This window comes from Actinoplanes sp. 13 (assembly GCF_056134165.1).
Genome location: NZ_JBVYOQ010000009.1, coordinates 128,922 through 150,884, shown reverse-complemented (window position 1 = coordinate 150,884; position 21,963 = coordinate 128,922). Strand labels below are relative to the sequence as shown.

The following is a 21,963-nucleotide window of genomic DNA, read 5'->3' as shown; positions in this document are numbered from 1 at the left end:
ACTCGGCATCACAGCGGATGACGTCCTCGCTGAGAGTTCGGCCGGGCCGCCCGGCCGATCACCGGGCGGCGGCGGGGCCGTGGTCAGCTCCGGCCGGCCGCCGGCGCGGTGGCGCGGGCCTGGTTGCGCACCGCCCGCAGGGCGGCGCCGGTGATGGCGAGCGCGATCAGGAACAGAGCGAGATGCAGGTACGGGTCGGTGATCGGCGCGAAGGCGATGACCGCCACCGGGATCTGGACCACCGCGACAAGGGCCGCCAGGTGCCGGCGGTTCCCGCCGCTCCACAGCAGGGCGGTCCACACCGGTGCGGACACCACCAGCAGGGTGAGGCCGTCGAGCACGGCGTGCAGGGCCGGGTTCTGCACCCGGGTGTGGGCGAACGCCTGCGCAGGCGAGGCGATCAGAAGGCCGGCGAGGGCGAGGGAGAGAACGACAGCGGCACGACGCATGGGATCCTCCAGCGTGTTCAGACCGTTGCTGCGGGTAATCACCGTAAGAGGCGCCGGGAGTGCCGGTAAAGGCTCACGACGATTCATTCGCCTAAGTGGCATGGTCGCTAAGAGTGATCATCACTCGTCTGATCGGCCCACTGGATACTTGGCGTAATGATCGCTAGCCTGCTCCGGTGCGTATCTTGGAGCTGACGATGGCCGCCGCAGTAACTCTCGGTATTTCGGGTGTTTCTTACGTTGCGTTGAACCCGAAGAAGGCGGAGGAGTCTGCGCGGGCGGTCGCCAACCAGGCGACCTGCCGGACCGTCGACACGGCGATCGTCGCGTTCACCGGGGTGCACGGCGAGGCGCCGCGCTCGGCGACGCAGCTCCGTTCGTACGTGAAGGGCGACATCTCGAAGTACCGCATCGTCAACGGCGTCGCCGCCGGCCCAGGCTGCTGACCCTGTGTGTGTGAAGTTTCGGCTCGCATCGAGCCCGTACTTCACACACGGGTTCTGGGGGTGACCACGCACGCAGGTTGCCGGGTGGTGGGGAGTGGTTTGGACGCGTAGCGGCCAGCGAGCCGCCGCGCGGCCCTCGGCGTGAGCAGCGGTCTGTACCCACCACCCCGCTACGACAGCCTGCCCTTGATCGTCGTCCTTGCCGTCAGCTGCGGGAACACGCCGCGCGAGGGTGGGTGTGGTGAGCGGGTGCCCGGAGCGGATCGGTTCGGTCTTACGATCGGGGCGTAACACCGGACCGGACGGAAACGGGTGACGATGGAGACGTTGGAGTTCCAGGCCGAGGCGCGACAGCTGCTGCAGCTGATGGTCCACTCGATCTATTCGAACAAGGACATCTTCCTGCGCGAGCTGATCTCGAACGCGTCGGACGCCCTGGACAAGTTGCGCCTGGCCAAGCTGCAGGACGGCATCGAGGCGGACACCTCGGATCTGCACATCGAGATCGAGGCGGACGCCGAGGCGCGGACGCTGACCGTCCGGGACAACGGCATCGGCATGACCCGCGACGAGGTCGTCGACCTGATCGGCACGATCGCCAAATCGGGCACCGCGGAGCTGCTCACCAAGCTGAAGGAGGCGAAGGAGAGCCCCGAGCTGATCGGGCAGTTCGGTGTCGGCTTCTACTCGACCTTCATGGTCGCCGACCGGGTGACGCTGGTGACCCGCAAGGCCGGCACCGAGGGCCACGGCACCCGGTGGGAGTCCGGCGGCGAGGGCACCTACACGATCGACGACGAGCCGGACGCGCCGGTCGGGACGTCGGTGACGCTGCACCTGCGGCCGAAGGACGAGGACGACAATCTCTTCGACTACGCCGACGACTGGAAGATCCGGGAGATCGTCAAGCGGTACTCGGACTTCATCTCGTTCCCCATCAGAAAGGGCGACGAGACGCTCAACTCGATGAAGGCGCTGTGGGCGCGGCCGCGCAGCGAGGTCACCGACGAGGAGTACCACCAGTTCTACCGGCACATCAGCCATGACTGGACCGACCCGCTCGAGATCATCAACATGAAGGCGGAGGGCACCTTCGAGTACGAGGCGCTGCTCTTCATCCCGTCCCGGGCGCCGCACGACCTGTTCCAGCGGGACGCCCGCCGGGGGCTTCAGCTCTATGTCAAGCGCGTCTTCATCATGGACGACAGCCGCGAGCTGATCCCGGACTACCTGCGCTTCGTCAAGGGTGTGGTGGACGCGGCGGACCTGTCACTGAACATCTCCCGGGAGATCCTGCAGCAGGACCGGCACATCCAGATGATCCGCCGGCGGCTGGTCAAGAAGGTTCTGGCCACCGTCAAGGACCTGATGACCAGCAACCCGGAGAAGTACGCGACGTTCTGGCGCGAGTTCGGCCGGGCGGTCAAGGAGGGCCTGCTCAGCGAGCCGGACAACCACAAGCCGATCCTGGAGATCGCCTCGTTCGCGACCACGAACGGCACCGAGCCGACCACGCTGGCCGGCTATGTGGAGCGGATGAAGGAGGGGCAGGAGGAGATCTACTTCCTGACCGGCGAGAGCCGCTCCCAGGTGGAGAACTCCCCGCACATGGAGGCGTTCCGCGAGCAGGGTTACGAGGTGCTGATCCTCACCGACCCGGTCGACGAGATCTGGGTCGACGCGGTGCCCGACTTCGAGGGCAAGAAGCTGCGGTCCATCGCCCGCGGCTCCGTGGACCTGAAGAAGGACGAGGAGGAGCCGCAGCCGGACGGCGACTTCGGGCCGCTGCTCGGCTTCCTCAAGGAGAAGCTCGACGAGCGGGTCAAGGAGGTGCGGCTGTCGCACCGGCTGACCACCTCGGCGGCCTGCCTGGTCAGCGACGCTGACGACATCACGCCGGCGCTGGAGAAGATGTACCGGGCGATGGGCCAGGAGGGGCCGCGGGTGAAGCGGATCCTCGAACTCAACCCCAACCACCCGCTGGTCTCCGGTCTGCGGTCGGCCCACGAGCGGGGCGCGGAGGACCCGGCTCTGCCGGACACTGCCGAGCTGTTGTACGGGACCGCGCTCCTCGCCGAGGGCGGTGACCTCGACGACCCGGCCCGGTTCGCGAAGCTGCTCGCCGATCGGCTGGCCCGAACGGTTTAACCCGTATCACCGGAACGCGGCCCCTTCATCGTCGTCGGGGCCGCGTTTTCTTTGCGCTGATCGGCGCCGGAAATGGCCTGTCGTGGGCGTGGTGGGCGTCGGTACGATCCCGGAATGAAATGCGGCGTGTGCGGGCTCGACAATGATCCTGCGCTGGAGTTCTGCGCCGCCCGTCGGCATCAGAGCAAGGGCGATCAGGTCTCCGAGCAGGCCGGCGCGGCGAGAATCAGGTTCCTGCGGCTGTGGAATCCGGTGGCCACCGAGCTTTCCCTGCCGGTCCGCAACCGCCAGGGCATCTGACGGAGCCTGAACGGCTCAGGCAGCGCCCGGCAACGACCACATGGTCGCGCACGCCGTCGGCCACCACCCACGGCCGGACCGACAGGCCGGCGACCCGCTGGCCCTCGTGCAGCCACGGCGCCCGCAGGGTCGGAGGCTCAGCAGCAGGACCACCGCGAGCCAGTTCGCGTCGATCCCGCCGGCCTCGTCCGCCGGGAGGGCCCCGGTCTGCTCCTCGACGAGGTCCTCGGCCATCGACGACAGCTGCATGACGGTGCCGATCAGGGTGGCCACCATGACCGAGGCGCCGACGGCGAGGAACCCGAAGATCTACCGGCGGAACCGGTAAGCGCTCCAGCAGGGCGCGCAGCGTGTTCGACCGGTTGCTCCGGTGGACGGTGGCGACGGCCGTCCGGGCGAGCCCGACGAGCGGGCGGCCACCAGGGCGATCAGGGAGAGGACCGTGGTGATCAGGTGCTGCGCGAGCCGGAGGCGGCCGGCATCGACAGCGGCGGCGCCGGGGCGGGGTCGTGCAGTGCGGTCATCGATGCTCAGCTCGGGAGTCGGCGGTCCTGAGCGGACGCCGCTATGCGTGACGAGCCACTGTCGTCAATGGATTACCGCCGCAGTGGCGCCTCAGCCGTTGGAGAGGTCGACGAAGAACGTCCCGATGTTGCTGAAGATCTGGGCCACCCCGTCGCCGAGGCTGCGCGCCACGTCAGCGGCCGGCCGGGGGTTCGTGCCGATCCAGAAGACCAGCAGGAACACCAGGACCCAACCGAGGATCTTCTTCATGCAGCTTCCTCCGTACGCCGGATCGCCATCCAAGATCGTGGCACAGGTCGGCAAGCCGTGCAGGCGGCGCGCCCAACCGACCTTAACTGACACAGACTTGCTTTTGACAGTTACTCTCATTTTATGACTCGATCGCCCTCGCGCTGGTACGCGCTGGCCGCCCTCGCCCTCTGCACCGTCGCCATCGGGCTGGACGGCACGGTGCTCAGCGTCGCGCTGCCCACCCTGGCCCGTGAGCTGTCCGCCTCCACCGGCGACCTTCAGTGGTTCACCACCTCCTATTTGCTGGTCCTGGCCGCCACCCTGCTGCCGGCCGGGATGCTCGGCGACCGGTACGGGCGCAAGCGCCTGATGCGGGTGGCCCTGATCCTGTTCGGTCTCGCGTCGGCCGCGTGCGCGTACGCGCAGTCCACCGGCCAGCTGATCGCCGCCCGAGCGGTCCTCGGTCTCGGCGCCGCGCTGATCATGGCGTTGATGGGCGCCGTGGTCACCGTCCTGTTCGACGCCGAGGAGCGTCCGCGGGCGCTGTCCGTCTGGATCACCGCCAACGCGCTCGGCGTCCCCCTCGGCCCGATCCTCGGCGGTTGGCTCCTCGACCACTTCCGCTGGGGGTCGGTGTTCCTGATCAACGTGCCGCTGGTGGTGCTCGGTCTGATCGCGGTCACCGTCTGGCTCCCCGAGTCGCACGGTGACCGGCAGCGTCGCTTCGACCTGCCCGGTGTGGTGCTGTCGACGGCGGGACTGGTCGCCTTCACGTACGGCGTCATCGAGGCCGGCGAACGCGGCTGGAGCGACGGGCGCGCCCTGCTCACCGTCGCCTTCGGCGTGTCGGCCCTGGTCGCGCTGGTGCTGTGGGAGCGGCGGGCCGCCGCGCCGCTGATCGACCTCGGGCTCTTCCGCGACCGGGCCTTCGTCGGCGGCACGCTCTTCGCCACCCTGGCGGGCTTCTCACTGTTCGGGCTGCTCTTCGCCCTGCCGCAGCTGTTCCAGGCGGTGCACGGCGCCGGCGCGCTGGGCACCGGGCTGCGGCTGCTCCCGGTGATCGGCGGGCTGATCGCCGGCGCCCGGGTCGCGGCCCGGCTCACGACGTCGCGCGGCCCCCGCGTGGTGATCGCCGCGGGGCTGGCGGTGATGGCGGCGTCGCTGTTCGCCGGAGCGCTGACCACCGCGGGCACCCCCTACGGCTGGGTGGCGGCGTGGATCGCGGCGGCCGGGGTGGGGCTCGGTCTGACGATGCCGCCGTCGATGAACGCGGCCCTCGGCGCGTTGCCGCCGGAGCGCAGCGGCGCGGGGTCCGGGCTGATCCAGGCGTTGCGGCAGGTGGGCAGCGCGATCGGGGTCGCGGTGCTGGGGACGGTGCTGAACGCCGGCTATCGCGCCGCGGTGCCCGAGCCGGTGCGCGACAGCGTGTCCGCCGGGGCGGCGATCGCTCAGCAGACCGGGGACGTGGCGCTGCTCGCGTCGGTGCGGGACGCCTTCACCGCCGGTATGGGCGACTCGTTGATCGTCGCCGGCGCGGTGGCGGGGATCGGCGCGGTGCTGGCGCTGATCGTGCTGCCGGCGCACCGGCGGCCCGCTCCGATGCTGGCAGAATCGGGGGCATGACACCGTCCCCGTCCCTGTCCGCCCGGCCGGCTTCGTGACCACGCCGCCGGCCGGCCTGCGCGAGCGCAAGAAGGCGCGGACCCGCGCCGCGATCCGCGAGCACGCGATGCGCCTGTTCGAGGAGCAGGGTTACACGGCGACCACCGTGGACCAGATCGCGGACGCGGCCGAGGTCTCGCCGAGCACGTTCTTCCGCTACTTCCCGACCAAGGAGGACGTCGTCCTGGTCGACGACGTGGACGCGGGGCTGATCGCGGGGATCCGCGCGCAGCCCGTGGACGTGCCGCCGATCACCGCGATCCTCAACGCGCTGCGTGCCGTCTTCGCCGACATGGACGAGCAGACCTGGGAGTTCGAGCGGCGCCGGCAGCGGCTGCTGATCGGCGTGCCGGATCTGCGGGCCCGCCTGCTGCACCAGATGACCGACGCGATCGACCTGGTGGCCGCGGCGATCGCGGAGCGGGCCGGCCTGCCGGCCGACGACTTCTCGGCCCGGGTGACGGCCGGCGCGGCGGTCGGCGCGATGCTCTCGGTGCTGCCGTCCGGTGGGCTGTCGCACGTCGACGGCGCCACGCCGGGTGACCTGCAGCGCCTGGAGCAGGCGCTCACCCTGCTGCAGGACGGCCTTCCGCTGGGCTGAGCAGCGCTTCGCGCGCCGCTGTCAGAATCCGATCGGACAGTTCGGTGCCGGCGGTCGCGCGGGCCAGGATGAGGGCGAGGTACGCGTCCAGCAGCGCCCCCGCTCCTCCGGCACGTGTTGTGCCTGCTCGGTGAACGCCCGCCCGACCGCCTCGGCGACCAGCGCGTCCTTCGAGGTGAAGTGCTTGTGGAAGCCGCCGTGCGTGGGCCGCCGGCACCGCCGCCGACGCCACCCTGCTGGTCAACAACGCCGGGGTCGGCGCCGGCGGCTCCCTGCTCGACGGCGACCTCGCGGGCATCCGTCTCGACATGGAGACCAACTACTTCGGCACCCTCGCCACCACCCGGGCGTTCGCTCCCGTGATCGAGGCCAACGGTGGGGGAGCGGTGCTGAACGTGCTGTCCGTGCTGTCCTGGCTGCACCCCGGCGCCCTCGGGTCGTACTCCGCGGCCAAGGCGGCGGCCTGGGCGCTCACCAACGCCAGCCGCGAGCTGCTCGCCCCGCGCGGGATCGCCGTCACCGGCCTGCACGTGGCATACATGGACACCGACATGGCCGCCGCGGTCCCCCCGGAGCAGAAATCCGACCCGGCCGCCATCGCCAAACTCACTGTGGACGCGCTGGCCCGCGGTGACCAGGAGATTCTCGCCGACGACGTGACTCGGCACGTGAAAGCGGGCCTGGCGGGGTGACAGGCTTGCATCGTCTGGCTTAGATGGGTCTCGACTCTGCACCCGACCATGAGGTTGCCCATGAGACGCAAAGTCGTACCCCTGCTGGCCGTGACCCTGCTGGCCACCGTCGCCCCGGCCGCGCCGGTGGCCGCCCAGGCCGCGGCCCCGGCGGCACCGGCGCCGGCCGGATCGATCGCCTGGGGTCCCTGCGACCCCGCCGAGGAAGCCCCGGAGCGCGTGCTCTGCGGCAGCCTCGACGTGCCGGTCGACTGGTCCGAGCCGCGCGGGCCCAAGATCAAGCTAGCGCTGGCGAAACTGCCGGCCGCCGACCCCGCGCAGCGCATCGGTCCGCTGCTGATCAACCCGGGCGGCCCGGGCGGCTCCGGGGTGAGCTTCGCCTACGGCGCCGCCGAGTCGTTCTCGCCGGCGATCGTCAACCGGTTCGACATCGTCGGCTTCGACCCGCGCGGCCAGGCCCGCAGCAACGCGGTCCTCTGCGACGGCGACGCGGTCGACGCGCAAGGTGCGCTGCTGCACCCCAAGAGCAAGCAGGAGTACGCGAGCCTGCGTGCCGCCAACCGTGCCCTCGCCGAGAGCTGCCGCGACCTGTCCGGCCCCCTCGCCAAGAACATCGACACCGCCAGCGTCGCCCGCGACATGGACGCCATCCGCGCCGCGCTCGGCGAGAAGCAGATCAGCTACTACGGCGTCTCCTACGGGACGATGATCGGCCAGCAGTACGCCGAGCTGTTCCCGACCCGGATCCGCGCCATGACGCTGGACTCCAACATGGATCACGCACAGAGCATCCCCAGCTATCAGAAGTGGGAATCGCTGGCGATGGAGCAGTCGTTCGAGCAGTTCGCCGCCTGGTGCGAGCGCACCGAGGCGTGCTCCCTGAACGACCGTGACGTGCTGGCCTACTTCGACGAGCTGCTCGCCCGCGCCGACGCCGGCGAGCTGGTCGTCGAGGGCGACGTGATCAGCGCCGAGACGGTCATCTCGTTCATCTTCGGCTACCTCTACGACCCGGCGTCCTGGTTCTGGCTGGCCGACGACCTGCTCTGGCTCGGCGGCGAGACCCCTGCCCTGGCGCAGCGTTTCCGCGGCGAGCCGGTCGAGTACGGGTACTGGCCGGTCATGTGCTCCGACTTCCGCTTCGACGTCGGCTCGTACACCGTCCTCGACGCCATCCGTAAGGTCCAGCGCAAGATCGCCCCGCACACCCGGTACAACCCGCTGGCCTGGAGCGACCTGACCAGCTGCCAGAACTGGCCGTTCGGCGTCACCAACCCGCCGCACAAGCTGCGCGCCTCCAAGAAGCTGCCGCCCATCCTGCTGGCGAACAGCCGCTACGACGTCGCCACGCCGTACCAGTGGGGCACCAGCCTGGCGTCCCAGCTGCCCAGCGCCACGTTCCTGACCTACGACGGCGTCGGCCACGGGACGTACTGGCTGAGTCCGTGCGCCCGGGCCGCGATCGACACGTATCTGATCGATCGCCGCACGCCGGCCAAGGGCACCCACTGCCCGGCCGTCTTCCCGGACACCCCGCCGCCGGGGGTCGCCACGCTCAGCAACACCGGCGTGGTCAACCCGCTGCCGGAGCTGATCGGCCCGTTCGCCCGCTGATCACACGATGACGGGTGTGAAGTTCGGGTGCGTATCGCACCCGAACTTCACACACCGGGTCCGGGGGTCGGCGTTGCCGTGTGGAGTGCGGCTTACCGTCCTGACGGAGACGGGCGGCTTCTCGCAATCGCATCGACTTCGACCGGCCGGTGGACGACGAGCCCGCCGTACACGGCAGGGGTTGATCTGGCGAAGGACGGTGACCAACCTCCTGCCGTCAGCGTCGCGTCAGGCGTTGATCTCGTTTCGCCAGGCGAGGGCCTCGCGGAGTTCGCCGAGGTCGGGTTTCGGGCCGCCGACGCCGATGGTGAACAGCCGGGCGCCCAGTTCCCGCATGCGGTCGCCGCTCTCCGGCTTGAAGGCCACCGACACCTCGATCTCGTTCGGATCGCGGCCGATCGTGTCGCAGTGGCCGCGCAGTACGCCCAGTTTGTGTTCCAGGGTCTCCGCGTCGGCGAACGAGTGCCAGATGTCGGCGTGCTGGGCGACCAGGCGCAGGGTCTTCTTCTCGCCGCCGCCGCCGATCAGCACCGGGATCTTCCGGGTCGGGCGGGGGTTCAGGCGTTCCCAGCGCGACTCGATGCGGGGCAGGGCCGTCGCCAGGTCGTCGAGGCGGCCGCCGGCGGTGCCGAACTCGTAGCCGTACTCCGTGTAGTCGCGCTCGAACCAGCCGGAGCCGATGCCGAGGATCAGCCGCCCGTCGCTGATGTGGTCGACCGTGCGGGCCATGTCGGCGAGCAGGTCGGGGTTGCGGTAGCTGTTGCAGGTGACCAGCGCGCCGATCTCCACCCGGGAGGTGGATTCGGCCCAGGCGGCGAGCATCGTCCAGCACTCGAAGTGCGGGCCGTCGGCCTCGCCGTAGAGCGGGTAGAAGTGGTCCCAGTTGAACAGGATGTCGGCGCCGAGTTCCTCCGCCTCGGCAGCCGTGCGGCGGATGGTGGCGTAGTCCATGTGTTGCGGCTGCAACTGCAGCCCTATCCGAACCGGCCTATCGATCATGAGGGAAAGACTACGTGCAGGTGCCGTCGAGCTTCTGCCCGATGGTGGTGAACTCTCCGGTGAGGAACGCCTCCGGGTCGCCCGTCCGCGACGCCCGGGTCAGGTCGGCGGCGATCTCGTCGACCGCCTGCCGCTGAGCCGGATCTGTGCTGCTCTCGCCCGCGGCGGTGATCTGCCCGGCCATGTCGGCGAACGTCTTCCGCAGCCCGTCGGCGCCGTCGCCGGTCGCGTGTTCGGCCAGGCGCAGCCCGCCCTGCGTGAGCACGGCCTGGACCGCGCTGCAGACATATCGCGGCTGGCCGGCCGAGGCGGACGGCGCCGGCGCGATGCTGACCGGGACGGGCAGCGAACCGGGCTCCACCTCGATCTCGCAGCCGGCACTCACCAGCAGGACCGCGGCCGGCACGGTGGTCAGGGCGGTGCGGCGACGGTGCGGCACGACATTTCCCTTCTTCCATCCGTGGTACGACCGGAGCATAGTCCCGCCGGACGGGAGGTCCGCCACCTTTGCGGGGACCGTGAAGTTAGGTACCAACGTGGCCAATAACCCCAAGAACGGTAAGTCGGTGGTCCGCCGGACGCTGATCGCCGGGATCGCGACGGTGCTCGTCGCGGCCGGCGGCACGGCGTTCGCCGAGATCGTCTCCTCGAACCCGGTGACGTCCCCCTCCTTCAACGGTTCCGTCTACGCGGTCGCGTACCGCGGTGACACCGTCTTCGTCGGCGGCAACTTCACGAGCGCCGTGGTGAACGGCAAGGCGGTGGCCCGGACCCGGCTCGCCGCCTTCAGCGCCCGAACCGGCGCGCTGCTCGACTGGAAGCCCGCGGCCGACGCGAACGTGCGGGCGCTCGCCGTGGCCGGCGACGTGGTCTACGCGGCCGGCGACTTCGACCGGGTCAACGGCGAGACGCGGGACGCGGTCGCCGGCCTGCGGGTCGCCGACGGCACGCTCACCCCGCTGCGGCACAGCGTGCTCGGCCAGCCCAGCGCTCTGGCGACCGGGCACGGCCGGCTCTACCTGGGCGGGCGGATCACCGCGGTGAACGGCGTGCCGCGCGCCAACCTGGCCGCGTTCAGCCTCGCCACCGGCGCCCTGGACACGTGGGCGCCGGCCACCGACGACGCGGTGAACGCGCTCGCCGTCACCGAGGACCGGGTCTATCTCGGTGGGCGGTTCCACCGCACCAACGGGGTCGGCTCCACGCTGCGGCTGTCCGCGGTCGACCCGGCCACCGGCGTGCTCGACCGGGGGTTCGTGCCGAAGCCGGTCTCGCAGGTCTTCGCGCTCAGCGCCCATGAGGACGGCGTGTACGCGGCGCTCGGCGGCCTGGGTGGGCGGGCTGTGTCGTACACCCGCTCGGGGGAGACCCGCTGGACCCGGGTCTTCGACGGCGACGCGCAGGCGGTCACCGTCCTCGGTGGCGTGGTCTACGTCGGTGGCCACTTCGACAAGGCGTGCACCACCACGAACAACGGCGCCCGGGGCATCTGCACCGACGGGTCGGTGGTCCGCGGCAAGCTGGCCGCGGTGGACGCCGACGGCAACCTGCTGGAGTGGTCGCCGCAGGCCAACGGGGTGGCCGGCACCCGGCAGCTGGCCGCCAGCAGGGTGCTCGGCGCGGTCAGCGCGGTCGGCGACTTCACCACGGTCGGCGGTCTGGGCCGCAAACGGTACGCCGCGTTCGCCGGTGTGACGCCGCGCGCGGAGGCGCTCGCGTCGGCCTCGGCGGCGGCGCCCTCGTCCGACCACGTGGCCTCGTACAACTTCGACACCACGATCGCCGACGGCACGTTCGACGACGGCTCGGGCCACGGTCACCTGCTGCGCGCGGTCACCCGCAACGGGGGCATGCCGGTCCTGGTTGAGCACGGCAGCGGGCAGGCGCTCCGCTTCCCGGCCAAGTGCGCCGGCGCCGCGTGCCCGCGCCTGATCCTGCAGGCCGGCGAGACCGGTGACCTGAACCCGGGGGCGCGGCCGTTGCGGTACGGCGCGGGGGTGCTGCTCTCGCCGGCCGAGACCGGGCGCGGCGAGAACATCCTGCAGAAGGGTTACTCGACCGGCGGCGGCCAGTACAAGCTGCAGGTCGACGGCCTCTCCGGCAAGCCGAGCTGCGGGATGAGCGACAAGACGGGTACGACCGTGCACGTGGCGCGCAGCCGTACCTCGGTGGCCGACGGCAGATGGCACTCCCTGGAGTGCCGCCGCACCGGCCCGACGCTGTCCATCCTGGTCGACGACCGGCTGGAGGCGAGCATCCCGGTCCCGGCGACCCTGGCCGTCGAGACCAGCCACCCGTTCACCGTGGGCGGCAAGGGCGTCGGCGCCGACAACGACCAGTTCCACGGCACCCTCGACGACGTCTGGGTGCACATCGGCTGAGCCGCCGTCACGCACCAACTGCCGGCCACCGGTCGCCGGCACCTGATCGCTGCCGCTGCCGCTGCCGCTGCCGCTGCCGTCGCCGTCGCCGCTGGCCGCTGGCCGCTGGCCGCTGGCCGCTGGCCGCTGGCCGCTGGCCGCTGGCCGCTGGCCGCTGGCCGCTGGCCGGCCCAGGGTTGGCCGCGTCGGTCCGGGAGCCGGAACTGAGCCCGGTAGGCGCCAACGCCGGCACTACCACATCGGGCGATCGCGGCAGGCGGCGACGCGTGGAGGCGCCGGTGTGGGTGTCGGCGGTGGGGGCCGGGAGAGCGTGGAGTTGCGTGTGCCGGTCGGAGGTCCGGCACACGCAGCCACTCGCGCCGCCGCGGGGATGATCGGCGGGCGGGATCCGGTGCCCGCGGGGAGCGGGAACCGCGAGCGGGATCGACCGGCGAGGACGGTGCCGGTGTCCTCGCGGTGTTCCCACGAAGGCATCGAATTGAAGGTCATCGTTTCAGCCGCGTTGCGCGGATGCAACAGTCCCGCTGCCTGAAGTTCACAGATGTTTCCGACCGAAGATCCCGGTCGGCGCCCAGCGCCGCCGCATCGCCTCCCGAACCACTCAGGGAGCCGGCCGGGGCTCCTTCGGCGGAGGCGGGACAGCGCTGGAGCCGGCCGGAAGGGGTCAGCTTCGCAGGGCGGGGGTGGGCGCCGCCTGCGAGGTCCGGGCGGGCGCCGCAGTGGCGGCGGCCGGGACGGGAGAGGTTGCAGTCTCGGCGGGAGTGGCGCGGCGGGGGAGGAAGGCGGCCACGACGGCGCCGGCGGCCAGGACTGCGGCGCCGGTCAGGACGGCGGGGCGCAGGCCGTCCACGAAGGCCTGGTGGGTGGCGAAGCTGCCGTAGGTGCTGAAGATCGAGGAGAGGGTGGCCACGCCGGCCGCGACCCCGAATTCGCGGACCGTGTTGTTGGCGCCCGAGGCGACGCCCCGCCGGGACTCGGACACGCTGGCCAGGGCGACCGTGCTGATCGGCGCGAAGGTCAGGCCCATGCCGACGCCGGCCAGCAGGAACGCCCCGACCAGCCGGCCGTAACTCACGTCGGTGCTGGTGGCCAGGCCGATCCAGAGGATGCCGGCGGCGAGCAGGACCTGCCCGGCGACGATCAGGTTGCGCAGGCCGAGGCGGGCGCCGAAGATGCCGGCCAGCGGCGCGACGATCATCGGGGCGGCGGTCCACGGAAGGGTGCGCAGGCCGGCTTCGAGCGGGCTGAGCCCCTGCACCACCTGGAAGAACTGGGCGAGCAGGAAGACCGCGCCGAACGCGCCCGCGGAGAAGGTCAGCGTCACCGCGGTGACCAGGCTGAACGAGCGGGACCGGAACAGGCTGAGCGGCAGCATGGGCGTACGGCCGCGGTGTTGCCAGAGGAGGAACCCGGCGATCAGCGCGAGGCCCCCGCCGAGCATGACCGGCGCCCGGCCGGTGGTCCAGCCGCGTTCGGGGCCGTCGACGACGCCCCAGACCAGCAGCAGCATGCCGCCCGCCGACAGCACCAGGCCGAGCGGGTCGAGCCGGCGGGCGCCGCCGCGGGACTCGGTGAGGACGGTGGCGGCGAGCACGAGCGCGACCGCGCCGATCGGCACGTTGACCCAGAAGATCCAGTTCCAGGCCAGGCCTTCGGTGACCGCGCCGCCGATGACCGGCCCGACAGCGACGCCGAGGCCGGTGATGCCGCCCCAGATGCCGATCGCGGCGTTGCGCCGGGAGTCGGGGACGGCCGCCGCCAGCAGGGTCAGCGACAGCGGCGTGATCATCGCGCCGCCGATGCCCTGGACGGCGCGGGCTGCGGTGAGCTGCCACGGCTCGGCGGCGAGTGCCGCCGCGGCCGAGGCCGTGGTGAAGAGCACGATGCCGGCCAGGTACATCCGGCGGCGGCCGAGGCGGTCGCCGAGCGCGGCCGCGGTGAGCAGGAAGGCGGCGAACGGCAGGGTGTACGCGTTGACGAACCACTGCAGGTCGGACAGGGACGCCCCGAGATCCGTGCGGATCACCGGGAGCGCGGTGCTGACGACCAGGTTGTCCAGGGCGCCCATGAAGGCCGGGATGCCGACCGCGGCGATGACGAGGCCGAACGGGCGGGTGCGTGGACGGGCCGGCGCGAGCGTGGTCACTACTTCCCCCAGTAAGTTGTTATCCACTGATAACTAAGTACGGTAGGCATTGACTGATAACATGTCAACGTGACCCGGACCCGCCTCACCGCCCAGCAGCGCCACGTCCAGCTCGTGGAGGCGGCCGTCAAGGTCTTCGCCGACGGGGGCTACGCCGGGACGACCACCGATCAGGTGGCCCGGCTCGCGGGCGTCTCCCAGCCGTACGTGGTCCGTCTGTTCGGCACGAAGCAGGAGCTGTTCCTGGCGACCCTGCGGCACGCCGGGGAGCGGATCGAGCAGACCTGGCGGGGCGCCGCGGCGCGCGAGGCGACGCTGGACTCACTCGGCAAGGCCTACAAGGATCTGCTCGCCGAGCCGGAGCTGCTGGCTGTGCTGCTGCACGGTTACGCGGCAGCCGCCGATCCGGTCGTCGGGGAGGCGGTGCGCGACTGTTACGGCCGGCTCTACGACGTCGTGCGGGAGCTGACCGGCGCCGGGCCCGAGCAGGTGCGGGACTTCTTCGCGATGGGCATGCTGCTCACCGTGCTCGGCTCGATGCGCGTGCTCGGCCCGGGCGCGGTCCCGCCGCCGCCGTGGGCCGCCGAGCTGCTCGGCACACTCCCGGAAGCCTGATCGGGGCTCACATGTTGTGCTTGGTGTAGGCGGGTTCCCGCCACCCCAGCATCGCCTCGGTCATCCGGACCGCGTCGTACGCCGCCCGGACGTCGTGCACCCGCATGATCCGGGCGCCACGCAGGATGCAGAAGACGACCGTCGCGAGGGTGCCGGCGAGTCGCTCCTGCTGGGGCCGGTCCAGGGTCTCGCCGATGAAGTCCTTGTTGCTGAGCGCCGCCAGCATCGGGTACCCGATCGCGGCGATCTCGTCCAGCCGCCGGGTGATCTCGAGTGAGTGGTACGTGTTCTTGTTGAGGTCGTGACCGGGGTCGATGATGATCTGGTCCGGTCGTACCCCCCGGGAGATCGCCAGCTCGACCTTCGCCCGCAGGAACGTGCCCACCTCGGCCGTCACGTCGTCGTACCGGGGCGAGGGGTGAAGCGTGCGCGGCGCCGCCAGGCTGTGGCAGATCACCAGCTGGGCGTCGGTGCCGGCGACCGCGTCGGCCATCGCCGGGTCGCGCAGCCCCGAGGTGTCGTTGACGACCCCGGCGCCGGCCTTGATCACCGCGCGGGCCACCTCGGGACGGAACGTGTCCACCGAGACCACGGCGAGGTCGCGGGCCGCCTCGACGACCGGCAGCACCCGGTCCAGTTCCTCGGCCACGGTGACCTCCGGGCCCGGCGCGAACGGCACCCCGCCGACGTCGATCCAGTCGGCGCCGTCAGTGGCCGCGGCGCGGACCGCCTCGACGGCCCGTTCCAGGGCATAGGTGCGGCCCCGGTCGTGGAACGAGTCCGGTGTGCGGTTGACGATCGCCATCACGACGACCCGGCGGGAGAAGTCGAAGGTCCGGCCGCCGATGGTCCGCGTACCGAGATGATCGTTCACGGAGGGACCTTAACAGTCGGCCCCTTGAGGCCATACGTGAAATGTGCTCGGAAAGGGTCGCGCAGTACCCAGGAATTCCGGTTTTATGGGGCCACTTTTTGGCGCTATTCATCACATCCGGAGAGGAGTCGTCGCAGCTCCTGAGGGGTAGCTGAAAGGCGTGGGCACAACGGCCAACACCCAAACGGAGGAACCATGAGTGACCGCGCTACAGATCCGGTCGACGTGCCGCCGCAGCCGGCTTATGGCACCGACTACCCGACCACGCCGGCCTACCCCGTCGCTGAGACGGGTGGCTATGCGACCGGCGACACCGGCACCGAGACTTCCAAGCCCCGCCAGGTCGCCGAGCAGGCCCGCGAGTCGGCCGGCCAGGCCGCCGCAGACGTGAAGGACACCGCGAAGGAGCAGGTCCAGCGGGTCGGCGCGGAGGCGCGCGCCCAGGCCCGCGGCGTCGCCTCCGAGGTGCGTGGCAAGCTCGGCGAGCAGGCCCGCACCCAGAACGAGCGTCTGGTGGGCACCATCCGGCAGACCGCCGACCAGCTGGACGAGATGCGTGGCGAGCGAGGCGACTCGCCGGCCGCCGCCGTCGTCTCCCGGGTGGCCGAGGGCGGCCGCCAGTTCGCCGACTACCTGGACCGCAACGGCCCGGACGGCGTGCTCCGTGAGGTCGAGGACTTCGCCCGCCGCCGCCCCGGCGCCTTCCTGGCCACCGCGCTCGCGGCCGGCTTCGTGGTCGGGCGCCTCGGCAAGAGCGTCGCGAAGGCCGACCCGGACGCCGGGAAGCCGGACACCGACACGTTCACCAGCAGCACCGGCACGACCGGCTACGCGACCGGCACGCAGGGCTACGCCACCGGAACCCCGGCCTACGTGGACCCGGCGACGAACTACGACCCCGGCTACGTGAGCCCGGCGACCACGACGCCCCCGGCGACCACGTCCTACTCCGCCACCGGCACCGGCACCCCGGCCGTGGTGGACGAGACCTACCCGGGAACCCGGTCATGACCACCCCGTACCGCGACGAGCAGGTTTCCGAGACCTCGATCGGCGAGATCATCGGCAACATCAGCAACGACCTGTCGCAGCTGTTCCGGCAGGAGGTCGCCCTCGCCAAGGCGGAGATCCAGCAGGAGGCCACCAAGGCGGGCAAGGCCGCCGGGATGCTCGGCGGCGCCGGGTTCGCCGGCTACCTGTCCGTGGTGCTGCTGAGCTTCGCTGTCGTCTTCGGCCTCGGCGAGGTCATCCCGCTCGGCTGGGCCGCGTTGATCGTCGGCCTCGTCTGGGCGGCCATCGGCGCCGTTCTCTTCGTCAACGGCCGCAAGAAGCTCAAGACCGTCGACCCGGTGCCGCGCCGCACCGCGGAAACTCTGAAGGAGGACGCGCAATGGCTGAAGAACCCGACCGGCTGAAGCAGGACATCGAGAACACCCGCGCCACGCTGACGCGCGACGTCGACCTGCTGGCCGAGAAGACCAGCCCCCGCCAGGTCGCCCGTAGGCGCTGGACCAGCGTGAAGGAGAAGGTCATGGGCACCACCGAGGACACCCGTTACGCCGTACAGGACAAGGCCTCCAACCTGGCCGGCACGGCCAGCGAGAAGGCGTCGCACCTGAGCGACAAGGCCGGCGAGACGGCGTCGAACATCGGCGACAAGGCCAGCAGTGCCGCGCACACCGCGGCCGACGCGGTGCGTTCCGCGCCGCAGACGGTTGCCGGCCAGACCCAGGGCAACCCGCTCGCCGCCGGCATCATCGCGTTCGGCGTGGGCCTGCTGGCGTCCTCGCTGATCCCGGTCACCGATGCCGAGCGCCGGGCCGGCCAGCAGCTCAAGGAGCACGGCAGCGACCTCACCGACAAGGTGAAGGACGTGGCCACCGAGCTGAAGGACGACCTCGGCGGCACCGTGCAGCAGGCGGCCGGCGAGATCCGCGAGACCGCCCGGGACGCGGCGCAGACGACCAAGGAGACGGCGCGTTCCAACGCGCAGGACGTCCGCGACGAGACCAAGCAGGCCGCGACCTCCTAGGCAGCCGCGATTTCATCAGGGGCGGCTTCGGCCGCCCCTGATAGCGTTTGCAAGGCCTTGTGCGGGGAACCGGCAACGCCATGAAAATCGGATACAAACTGGCGGCCGAGGCGTTCGGCCCGAAGGACCTGATCGACCAGGCGGTCAAGGCGGAGCAGGCCGGTTTCGACTTCGTCGAGATCAGCGACCACTACCACCCGTGGCTCGACGTGCAGGGCCACTCGCCGTTCGCCTGGAACGTGCTGAGCGCGATCGCCACCCAGACCCGCACGCTGGGGTTGGCGACCGGCGTGACCTGCCCGTCCGTGCGGTACCACCCGGCGATCATCGCGCAGGCCGCGGCCACCCTCGCGATCATCTCGGACAACCGGTTCACCCTCGGGATCGGCTCCGGCGAGCGGCTCAACGAGCACATCGTCGGCACCCCCACGTTCGGCAGCGTCCGCGAGCGGCACGAGCGCCTGGTCGAGGCCCTGGACATCATCAACCTGCTCTGGCAGGGCGGCTATCAGTCGTACGAAGGCAAGTTCCTCCAGCTCGACGACGCGCGGGTGTTCGACCTGCCGGACCAGCTGCCCACCATCGCGGTCGCCGCCGGCGGGAAGTCCGCCGCCGAACTGGCCGCCAGCCACGGCACCGGCCTGTTCGCCACCGAGCCGCGCGCCGACCTGGTCGAGACGTTCACCGCCGCCGGCGGGCGCGGCCCGAAATACGCCGAGGTGCCGGTCGCGTGGGCGCCCACCGAGGAGGCCGCGATCGCCGAGGCGCACCGGACCAGCCGCTGGATGGTCACCGGCTGGAAGGTGATGTCCGAGCTGCCCAACCCGGTCAACTTCGAGGCGGCGGCGGCCACGGTCACCGAGGACGACGTGCGGGAGCTGGTCATCGCCGGCCCCGACGCGGCGAAGTACGTGGCGAAGGTCCGCGAGTACACCGACGCCGGGTACGACCACCTGGTGCTGATGAACGCCGGACCCGATCCGGACGGCTTCTTCGAGTTCTTCGCCAAGGAGCTTCGCGACCAGCTGGGCGCGAGGTGACCGCGCGGGTCACCGTCGTGGTGGCGACCCGCAACCGGCGGGACCGCCTCTTCGAGACGCTGCCCGAACACGAGGCACCGGTGATCCTGGTCGACAACGGCTCCGACGACGGCAGCCCGGCCGCGGTCGAGGAGGCGTTCCCGGCCGTCGAGGTGGTGCGCCTCGGCGAGAACCGGGGCGCCGCGGCCCGCAACGAGGGGGTGCGGCGCGCCACGACACCCTATGTGGCTTTCGCGGACGATGACTCGTACTGGTCGAGGGGGTGCCTGGCACGGGCCGTCGCCCTGCTGGACGCGCACGACGAGCTCGGGCTGCTCACCGCCCGGGTGCTGATCGGCCCGGAGGGCCGCCTCGACCCGATCTCGGCCGCGATGGCCGCCGCGCCGCTGGGCACCCCGCCGGGCGCGCCCGGGCCGTCGGTGCTGGGCTTCCTCTCCTGCGCCGTCATGGTCCGGCGGGAGGCCTTCCTCGCGGCCGGCGGCTTCCAGCCCCGTCTTTTCGTGTACGGGGAAGAAGCACTCCTGGCGATGGACATGGCCGCGGCGGGCTGGTGGCTCTGTTACGACGAGTCCCTGGTCGTCCGGCATTTCCCGCGTCCCACCGGCCGCGACCGGGGCGCCCGGCGGCGGATCGAGGCGCGCAACCGGATGCTGACCGCGCTGCTGCGGCGCCCGGCCGGGGTGGCCGCGCAGACGGTGACCGAGGCGCTGCGCGACTGCCCGGCGGCGGGCTGGGACGTGGCGCGGGCGATGCCGTGGGTGCTGCGGAACCGGCGCCCGCTGCCGCCGGCGGTCGAGGCCGGCCTGCGGCGTCTTGCCGGGGCTGACGAGCTTCAGCCTATCCCGGGGTAGTGGCCGCGGTCGATCGGGTGAACAGCGGTCCCGGCCAGGGGATCCCGCCCCCTACTCTGGCCACCTGAACCCGATCGCCTGAGACCGGTGTGTGAAGTTGAGGTGCGAATCCGACCACAACTTCACACACTGGTTGAGCCCGGAGGTGGCATGCCCGAGTGGAAGTCCCGGCCTTCCGACGACCCGGTGCTGGGTGGCCTCGCCGGCAACCCGGCTGTCCCGGACGAGCTGCTGGCGCGGCTGGTCCGCGCGCACGGCCCGGTGGTGACGTGGGCGCTGGCCCTACGCCGGCCGGTGCCGGAGGCGACCCTCGCCGCGATGCGTGACCATCCCGACGAGTGGGTCCGCGCGGCCCTGGTCGAGAACGCTGCGGTGGAGCCGCGGGTCCGCCTCGGGATGCTCAGCGATCCACACTCCTTGGTGCGGGACCGGGTCCTCACCGGGCGGAACCTGCCGCTGCCCGAAGCGGATCTGCCGCGCGTGTTGGAGCAGCTCGAGTCGTGGCTGCGGCGGGAACTGCTGACTCCGTCCGAGCTGGCCGGCGAGGTGCACGAGCTCGTCGCCCGGGAGCGCCGCCTGGTGCCGGTGCTGGCCCGGCACCCGCAGGAACAGTTCCGGCTGATCGCCTGCGGAATCGGTGACCGGCTCGACGCGGCGAGCCGGTCGGCGCTGCTGGCCGACGCGTCCCCGGCGGTGCGGTCGGCGATGGCGGAGCAGCTCGCCGAGGACGTACGCCCGCGGACCGCGGAGGATCTGGAGGGAATCCGCGGGATGCGGCGGGGTTCGGTGCTGCAACACCCGCTCAGCCCCGAGCTGCTGACCTCGGTGCTCGACGACGCCGACGACGCCTCCTTTCTGGCGTTCAACCAGCATTTGCCGCCGCACGCGGTCGAGGCGCTGGTCGCCCATCCCGACGCGGAGGTGCGCCGCCTCACCACCCGCCGGGACGATCTCGGCAACGAGCAGGCGGTCCGGCTCGGCGCTGACCCCGACGCGGAGGTCCGCGCCGGGATCTCGGTCCACCCGGTGCTCACCGAGGAGCAGCGCGCCGGTATCGTCCTCGGCCCGGACGCGACCAAGAGCCGCGCCTGCGACTGTGACTCCGGCGGCGAGCGGGAACCGGGAAAGACCGCGGCCTGGGCCCGGTCGGTGAACCCGCTGCTGCGCCTGCGCGCCGCCCGTGACCGCGAGCTGCCCGCTGAACTGATCGCGGAGCTGGCGTCCGACCCGGACGAGGGCGTGCGGGCGGCGCTGGCGGTGACCCATCCGGCGGCGCCGGCCCACCTGTTGATGCCGGCCTACCGGGTGGTGCCGGGATGGGCCCGGGCGCGGCTGCGTCGCCGGCCCGGGTTTCCCACCGTGGGGCTGGCCCGGTTCGCCGGCGACCCCGATCCGGGCCTGCGCCTGCTGGCCACGCTCGACCCGGCAGCCGGCCCCGGCGTCCTCGAGTCCCTGCTGGCCGACCCCGATGAGGAGGTCCGGACGGTGGCCGCGAGGTGCCCGCGGCTGCCGGTGGCCCGCATCGTCGCCCTGCTCGACGATCCCGAGCTCGGCAAGGTCGCCGCGGCGAATCCGGCCCTGCCGGTCGGCGAGATGGAACGGCTGATCAGCCACGGTCCCGCAGGATCTGCTCCCGGATGATGTCGGCGTGCCCGCAGTGCTGGGCCATCTCCCGCAGCACGTGCAGCAGGATCCAGCGCACCGGCAGCGGCCCGCGCCGGTTCCCGGTGACGACATCGTCCGGCCCGAGGCGCGCGGTGGCCCGCCGGGAAGCCTCGCACGCCTCCTGGTGAGCCGCCTGCACGGAGGCGATGGTGTCGCCGGTGTGGAGGACGAACGACTCGTCCGGGGTGGCCGGGATGCCGATCTCGGCGCGGGAACGGCCGGTGATCGCCTCGTCGAACCAGACCTTCTCCACGAACGTCGCGTGCTTGACCAGGCCGAGCAGCGTGGTCCGGGACGGCACCAGCGAGCGCCGGGCCTCCTGTTCGGTCAGCCCGTCCAGGCACCCGGCGAGTGCTCGGCGGTGCTCGTCGATGAACTGCTCGAAGAGATCCGTCACGGGATCAGGCTAGCGATCACGGCAGGTCGGCAGCCCAACCGGACCGGGGCGATCCGGGTAAGCCGTCTTCAGAAGCCCAGGCCGTCCAGGATCCTGATCACGATGTTGCTCTTGCTCTCGCCTTCCTGCTCCGGGGCGCCGCTGTCGCCGGCGATGCGGACGATCAGGTCGTCGACCTCCGCCACGACGTCGCGCCGGCCGGCGTCGATGGCGGCCTGCCTGAGCTGCGCCGCCAGCCGCAGCATGGTGTCGTGGGAGTCCATGCCCTCAAGGTAGGCGGCGGCCACCAGACCGC

24 protein-coding genes are annotated in these 21,963 nt (G+C 71.5%); 15 read left to right on the top strand and 9 right to left on the bottom strand.

Features of this window, described 5'->3' with window-relative positions:
- Window positions 1-83: 83 nt before the first annotated feature.
- Window positions 84-449, bottom strand: a complete 366-nt coding sequence (locus AC0NH5_RS20270; protein WP_474406019.1) for a hypothetical protein — start codon at window positions 447-449, stop codon at window positions 84-86.
- Window positions 450-625: 176 nt separating this feature from the next.
- On the opposite strand from AC0NH5_RS20270, the gene AC0NH5_RS20265 reads away from it, so the two are divergent.
- The 3 genes from AC0NH5_RS20265 (at window position 626) to AC0NH5_RS20255 (ending at window position 3,343) form a co-directional block, all read left to right on the top strand.
- Entirely contained in the window at window positions 626-895 is a 270-nt protein-coding gene (locus AC0NH5_RS20265) for a hypothetical protein (RefSeq protein ID WP_474406016.1), read from the top strand.
- Window positions 896-1,207: 312 nt separating this feature from the next.
- Entirely contained in the window at window positions 1,208-3,043 is a 1,836-nt protein-coding gene (gene htpG / locus AC0NH5_RS20260; protein ID WP_474406014.1) for a molecular chaperone HtpG, read from the top strand.
- 114 nt (window positions 3,044-3,157) lie between these two features.
- Window positions 3,158-3,343, top strand: coding sequence for a hypothetical protein (locus AC0NH5_RS20255; RefSeq protein WP_474406012.1), 186 nt, complete (start codon window positions 3,158-3,160; stop codon window positions 3,341-3,343).
- A gap of 15 nt (window positions 3,344-3,358) precedes the next feature.
- On the opposite strand, the gene AC0NH5_RS20250 is transcribed toward AC0NH5_RS20255, so the two are convergent.
- Both AC0NH5_RS20250 and AC0NH5_RS20245 read right to left on the bottom strand, forming a co-directional pair.
- Window positions 3,359-3,619 (bottom strand): hypothetical protein, encoded by a 261-nt coding sequence (locus AC0NH5_RS20250; protein ID WP_474406010.1) that lies wholly within the window; start codon window positions 3,617-3,619, stop codon window positions 3,359-3,361.
- Between the two features lie 339 nt (window positions 3,620-3,958).
- Entirely contained in the window at window positions 3,959-4,117 is a 159-nt protein-coding gene (locus tag AC0NH5_RS20245) for a hypothetical protein (RefSeq protein WP_474406008.1), read from the bottom strand.
- A 123-nt stretch (window positions 4,118-4,240) separates the two neighbouring features.
- Here AC0NH5_RS20245 and AC0NH5_RS20240 point away from each other — a divergent pair, with 123 nt between their 5' ends.
- The 4 genes from AC0NH5_RS20240 to AC0NH5_RS20225 all read left to right on the top strand — a co-directional run bounded on the left by AC0NH5_RS20240 (window position 4,241) and on the right by AC0NH5_RS20225 (window position 8,668).
- Window positions 4,241-5,722, top strand: a complete 1,482-nt coding sequence (locus tag AC0NH5_RS20240) for a DHA2 family efflux MFS transporter permease subunit (protein ID WP_474406006.1) — start codon at window positions 4,241-4,243, stop codon at window positions 5,720-5,722.
- 34 nt (window positions 5,723-5,756) lie between these two features.
- A complete protein-coding gene (locus tag AC0NH5_RS20235) occupies window positions 5,757-6,362 on the top strand; it encodes an acyl-CoA-like ligand-binding transcription factor (protein WP_474406004.1) in 606 nt (201 codons plus the stop codon).
- Between the two features lie 233 nt (window positions 6,363-6,595).
- Window positions 6,596-7,054, top strand: a complete 459-nt coding sequence (locus tag AC0NH5_RS20230) for an SDR family NAD(P)-dependent oxidoreductase (RefSeq protein WP_474406205.1) — start codon at window positions 6,596-6,598, stop codon at window positions 7,052-7,054.
- Between the two features lie 60 nt (window positions 7,055-7,114).
- On the top strand, window positions 7,115-8,668 hold the full coding sequence (locus AC0NH5_RS20225; protein ID WP_474406002.1) for an alpha/beta hydrolase: 1,554 nt from the start codon (window positions 7,115-7,117) through the stop codon (window positions 8,666-8,668).
- Window positions 8,669-8,896: 228 nt separating this feature from the next.
- On the opposite strand, the gene AC0NH5_RS20220 is transcribed toward AC0NH5_RS20225, so the two are convergent.
- Entirely contained in the window at window positions 8,897-9,667 is a 771-nt protein-coding gene (locus AC0NH5_RS20220; RefSeq protein WP_474405999.1) for an LLM class F420-dependent oxidoreductase, read from the bottom strand.
- A gap of 10 nt (window positions 9,668-9,677) precedes the next feature.
- Entirely contained in the window at window positions 9,678-10,106 is a 429-nt protein-coding gene (locus AC0NH5_RS20215; RefSeq protein WP_474405997.1) for a hypothetical protein, read from the bottom strand.
- 97 nt (window positions 10,107-10,203) lie between these two features.
- Between AC0NH5_RS20215 and AC0NH5_RS20210 the strand changes: the two genes are divergently transcribed.
- Window positions 10,204-12,048 carry a LamG domain-containing protein gene (locus AC0NH5_RS20210; RefSeq protein WP_474405996.1) on the top strand — a complete coding sequence of 615 codons (1,845 nt, stop codon included), beginning with the start codon at window positions 10,204-10,206 and terminating at the stop codon, window positions 12,046-12,048.
- Between the two features lie 664 nt (window positions 12,049-12,712).
- Here AC0NH5_RS20210 and AC0NH5_RS20205 read toward each other — a convergent pair.
- On the bottom strand, window positions 12,713-14,194 hold the full coding sequence (locus AC0NH5_RS20205) for a DHA2 family efflux MFS transporter permease subunit (protein WP_474405994.1): 1,482 nt from the start codon (window positions 14,192-14,194) through the stop codon (window positions 12,713-12,715).
- 69 nt (window positions 14,195-14,263) lie between these two features.
- On the opposite strand from AC0NH5_RS20205, the gene AC0NH5_RS20200 reads away from it, so the two are divergent.
- Window positions 14,264-14,809 carry a TetR/AcrR family transcriptional regulator gene (locus AC0NH5_RS20200; protein WP_474405991.1) on the top strand — a complete coding sequence of 182 codons (546 nt, stop codon included), beginning with the start codon at window positions 14,264-14,266 and terminating at the stop codon, window positions 14,807-14,809.
- 7 nt (window positions 14,810-14,816) lie between these two features.
- On the opposite strand, the gene folP is transcribed toward AC0NH5_RS20200, so the two are convergent.
- Complete coding sequence (gene folP, locus AC0NH5_RS20195; RefSeq protein ID WP_474406202.1) at window positions 14,817-15,614, bottom strand: dihydropteroate synthase; 798 nt, start codon at window positions 15,612-15,614, stop codon at window positions 14,817-14,819.
- 264 nt (window positions 15,615-15,878) lie between these two features.
- Here folP and AC0NH5_RS20190 point away from each other — a divergent pair, with 264 nt between their 5' ends.
- The 6 genes from AC0NH5_RS20190 (at window position 15,879) to AC0NH5_RS20165 (ending at window position 21,247) form a co-directional block, all read left to right on the top strand.
- On the top strand, window positions 15,879-16,694 hold the full coding sequence (locus AC0NH5_RS20190) for a hypothetical protein (protein ID WP_474405990.1): 816 nt from the start codon (window positions 15,879-15,881) through the stop codon (window positions 16,692-16,694).
- Entirely contained in the window at window positions 16,691-17,098 is a 408-nt protein-coding gene (locus AC0NH5_RS20185) for a phage holin family protein (RefSeq protein WP_474405988.1), read from the top strand. Before AC0NH5_RS20190 ends, AC0NH5_RS20185 begins: the two co-directional genes overlap by 4 nt.
- Window positions 17,074-17,715, top strand: coding sequence for a DUF3618 domain-containing protein (locus AC0NH5_RS20180; protein ID WP_474405986.1), 642 nt, complete (start codon window positions 17,074-17,076; stop codon window positions 17,713-17,715). The genes AC0NH5_RS20185 and AC0NH5_RS20180 overlap by 25 nt, the downstream gene beginning before the upstream one ends.
- 80 nt (window positions 17,716-17,795) lie before the next feature.
- The gene (locus AC0NH5_RS20175; RefSeq protein WP_474405983.1) at window positions 17,796-18,755 is read left to right on the top strand and encodes a TIGR03557 family F420-dependent LLM class oxidoreductase; all 960 of its coding nucleotides are present in this window, start codon (window positions 17,796-17,798) and stop codon (window positions 18,753-18,755) included.
- Window positions 18,752-19,606, top strand: coding sequence for a glycosyltransferase family 2 protein (locus AC0NH5_RS20170; protein WP_474405981.1), 855 nt, complete (start codon window positions 18,752-18,754; stop codon window positions 19,604-19,606). The genes AC0NH5_RS20175 and AC0NH5_RS20170 overlap by 4 nt, the downstream gene beginning before the upstream one ends.
- Window positions 19,607-19,756: 150 nt before the next feature.
- On the top strand, window positions 19,757-21,247 hold the full coding sequence (locus AC0NH5_RS20165) for a hypothetical protein (protein WP_474405979.1): 1,491 nt from the start codon (window positions 19,757-19,759) through the stop codon (window positions 21,245-21,247).
- Here AC0NH5_RS20165 and AC0NH5_RS20160 read toward each other — a convergent pair.
- Window positions 21,213-21,668, bottom strand: coding sequence for a DinB family protein (locus AC0NH5_RS20160; protein ID WP_474405977.1), 456 nt, complete (start codon window positions 21,666-21,668; stop codon window positions 21,213-21,215). The two genes, AC0NH5_RS20165 and AC0NH5_RS20160, sit on opposite strands and share 35 nt — an antisense overlap.
- Window positions 21,669-21,736: 68 nt before the next feature.
- Window positions 21,737-21,931 (bottom strand): hypothetical protein, encoded by a 195-nt coding sequence (locus AC0NH5_RS20155; RefSeq protein ID WP_474405974.1) that lies wholly within the window; start codon window positions 21,929-21,931, stop codon window positions 21,737-21,739.
- Between the last annotated feature and the right edge of the window lie 32 nt (window positions 21,932-21,963).

Bases quoted from the DNA above. Each gene is read 5' to 3' on its own strand.
- AC0NH5_RS20270 (WP_474406019.1), bottom strand. From the start codon at position 449: ATGCGTCGTGCCGCTGTCGTTCTCTCCCTCGCCCTCGCCGGCCTTCTG.
- AC0NH5_RS20255 (WP_474406012.1), top strand. From the start codon at position 3,158: ATGAAATGCGGCGTGTGCGGGCTCGACAATGATCCTGCGCTGGAGTTC.
- AC0NH5_RS20250 (WP_474406010.1), bottom strand. From the start codon at position 3,619: ATGGTGGCCACCCTGATCGGCACCGTCATGCAGCTGTCGTCGATGGCC.
- AC0NH5_RS20245 (WP_474406008.1), bottom strand. From the start codon at position 4,117: ATGAAGAAGATCCTCGGTTGGGTCCTGGTGTTCCTGCTGGTCTTCTGG.
- AC0NH5_RS20240 (WP_474406006.1), top strand. From the start codon at position 4,241: ATGACTCGATCGCCCTCGCGCTGGTACGCGCTGGCCGCCCTCGCCCTC.
- AC0NH5_RS20225 (WP_474406002.1), top strand. From the start codon at position 7,115: ATGAGACGCAAAGTCGTACCCCTGCTGGCCGTGACCCTGCTGGCCACC.
- AC0NH5_RS20220 (WP_474405999.1), bottom strand. From the start codon at position 9,667: ATGATCGATAGGCCGGTTCGGATAGGGCTGCAGTTGCAGCCGCAACAC.
- folP (WP_474406202.1), bottom strand. From the start codon at position 15,614: ATGGCGATCGTCAACCGCACACCGGACTCGTTCCACGACCGGGGCCGC.
- AC0NH5_RS20190 (WP_474405990.1), top strand. From the start codon at position 15,879: ATGAGTGACCGCGCTACAGATCCGGTCGACGTGCCGCCGCAGCCGGCT.
- AC0NH5_RS20185 (WP_474405988.1), top strand. From the start codon at position 16,691: ATGACCACCCCGTACCGCGACGAGCAGGTTTCCGAGACCTCGATCGGC.
- AC0NH5_RS20180 (WP_474405986.1), top strand. From the start codon at position 17,074: ATGGCTGAAGAACCCGACCGGCTGAAGCAGGACATCGAGAACACCCGC.
- AC0NH5_RS20175 (WP_474405983.1), top strand. From the start codon at position 17,796: ATGAAAATCGGATACAAACTGGCGGCCGAGGCGTTCGGCCCGAAGGAC.
- AC0NH5_RS20165 (WP_474405979.1), top strand. From the start codon at position 19,757: ATGCCCGAGTGGAAGTCCCGGCCTTCCGACGACCCGGTGCTGGGTGGC.
- AC0NH5_RS20155 (WP_474405974.1), bottom strand. From the start codon at position 21,931: ATGGACTCCCACGACACCATGCTGCGGCTGGCGGCGCAGCTCAGGCAG.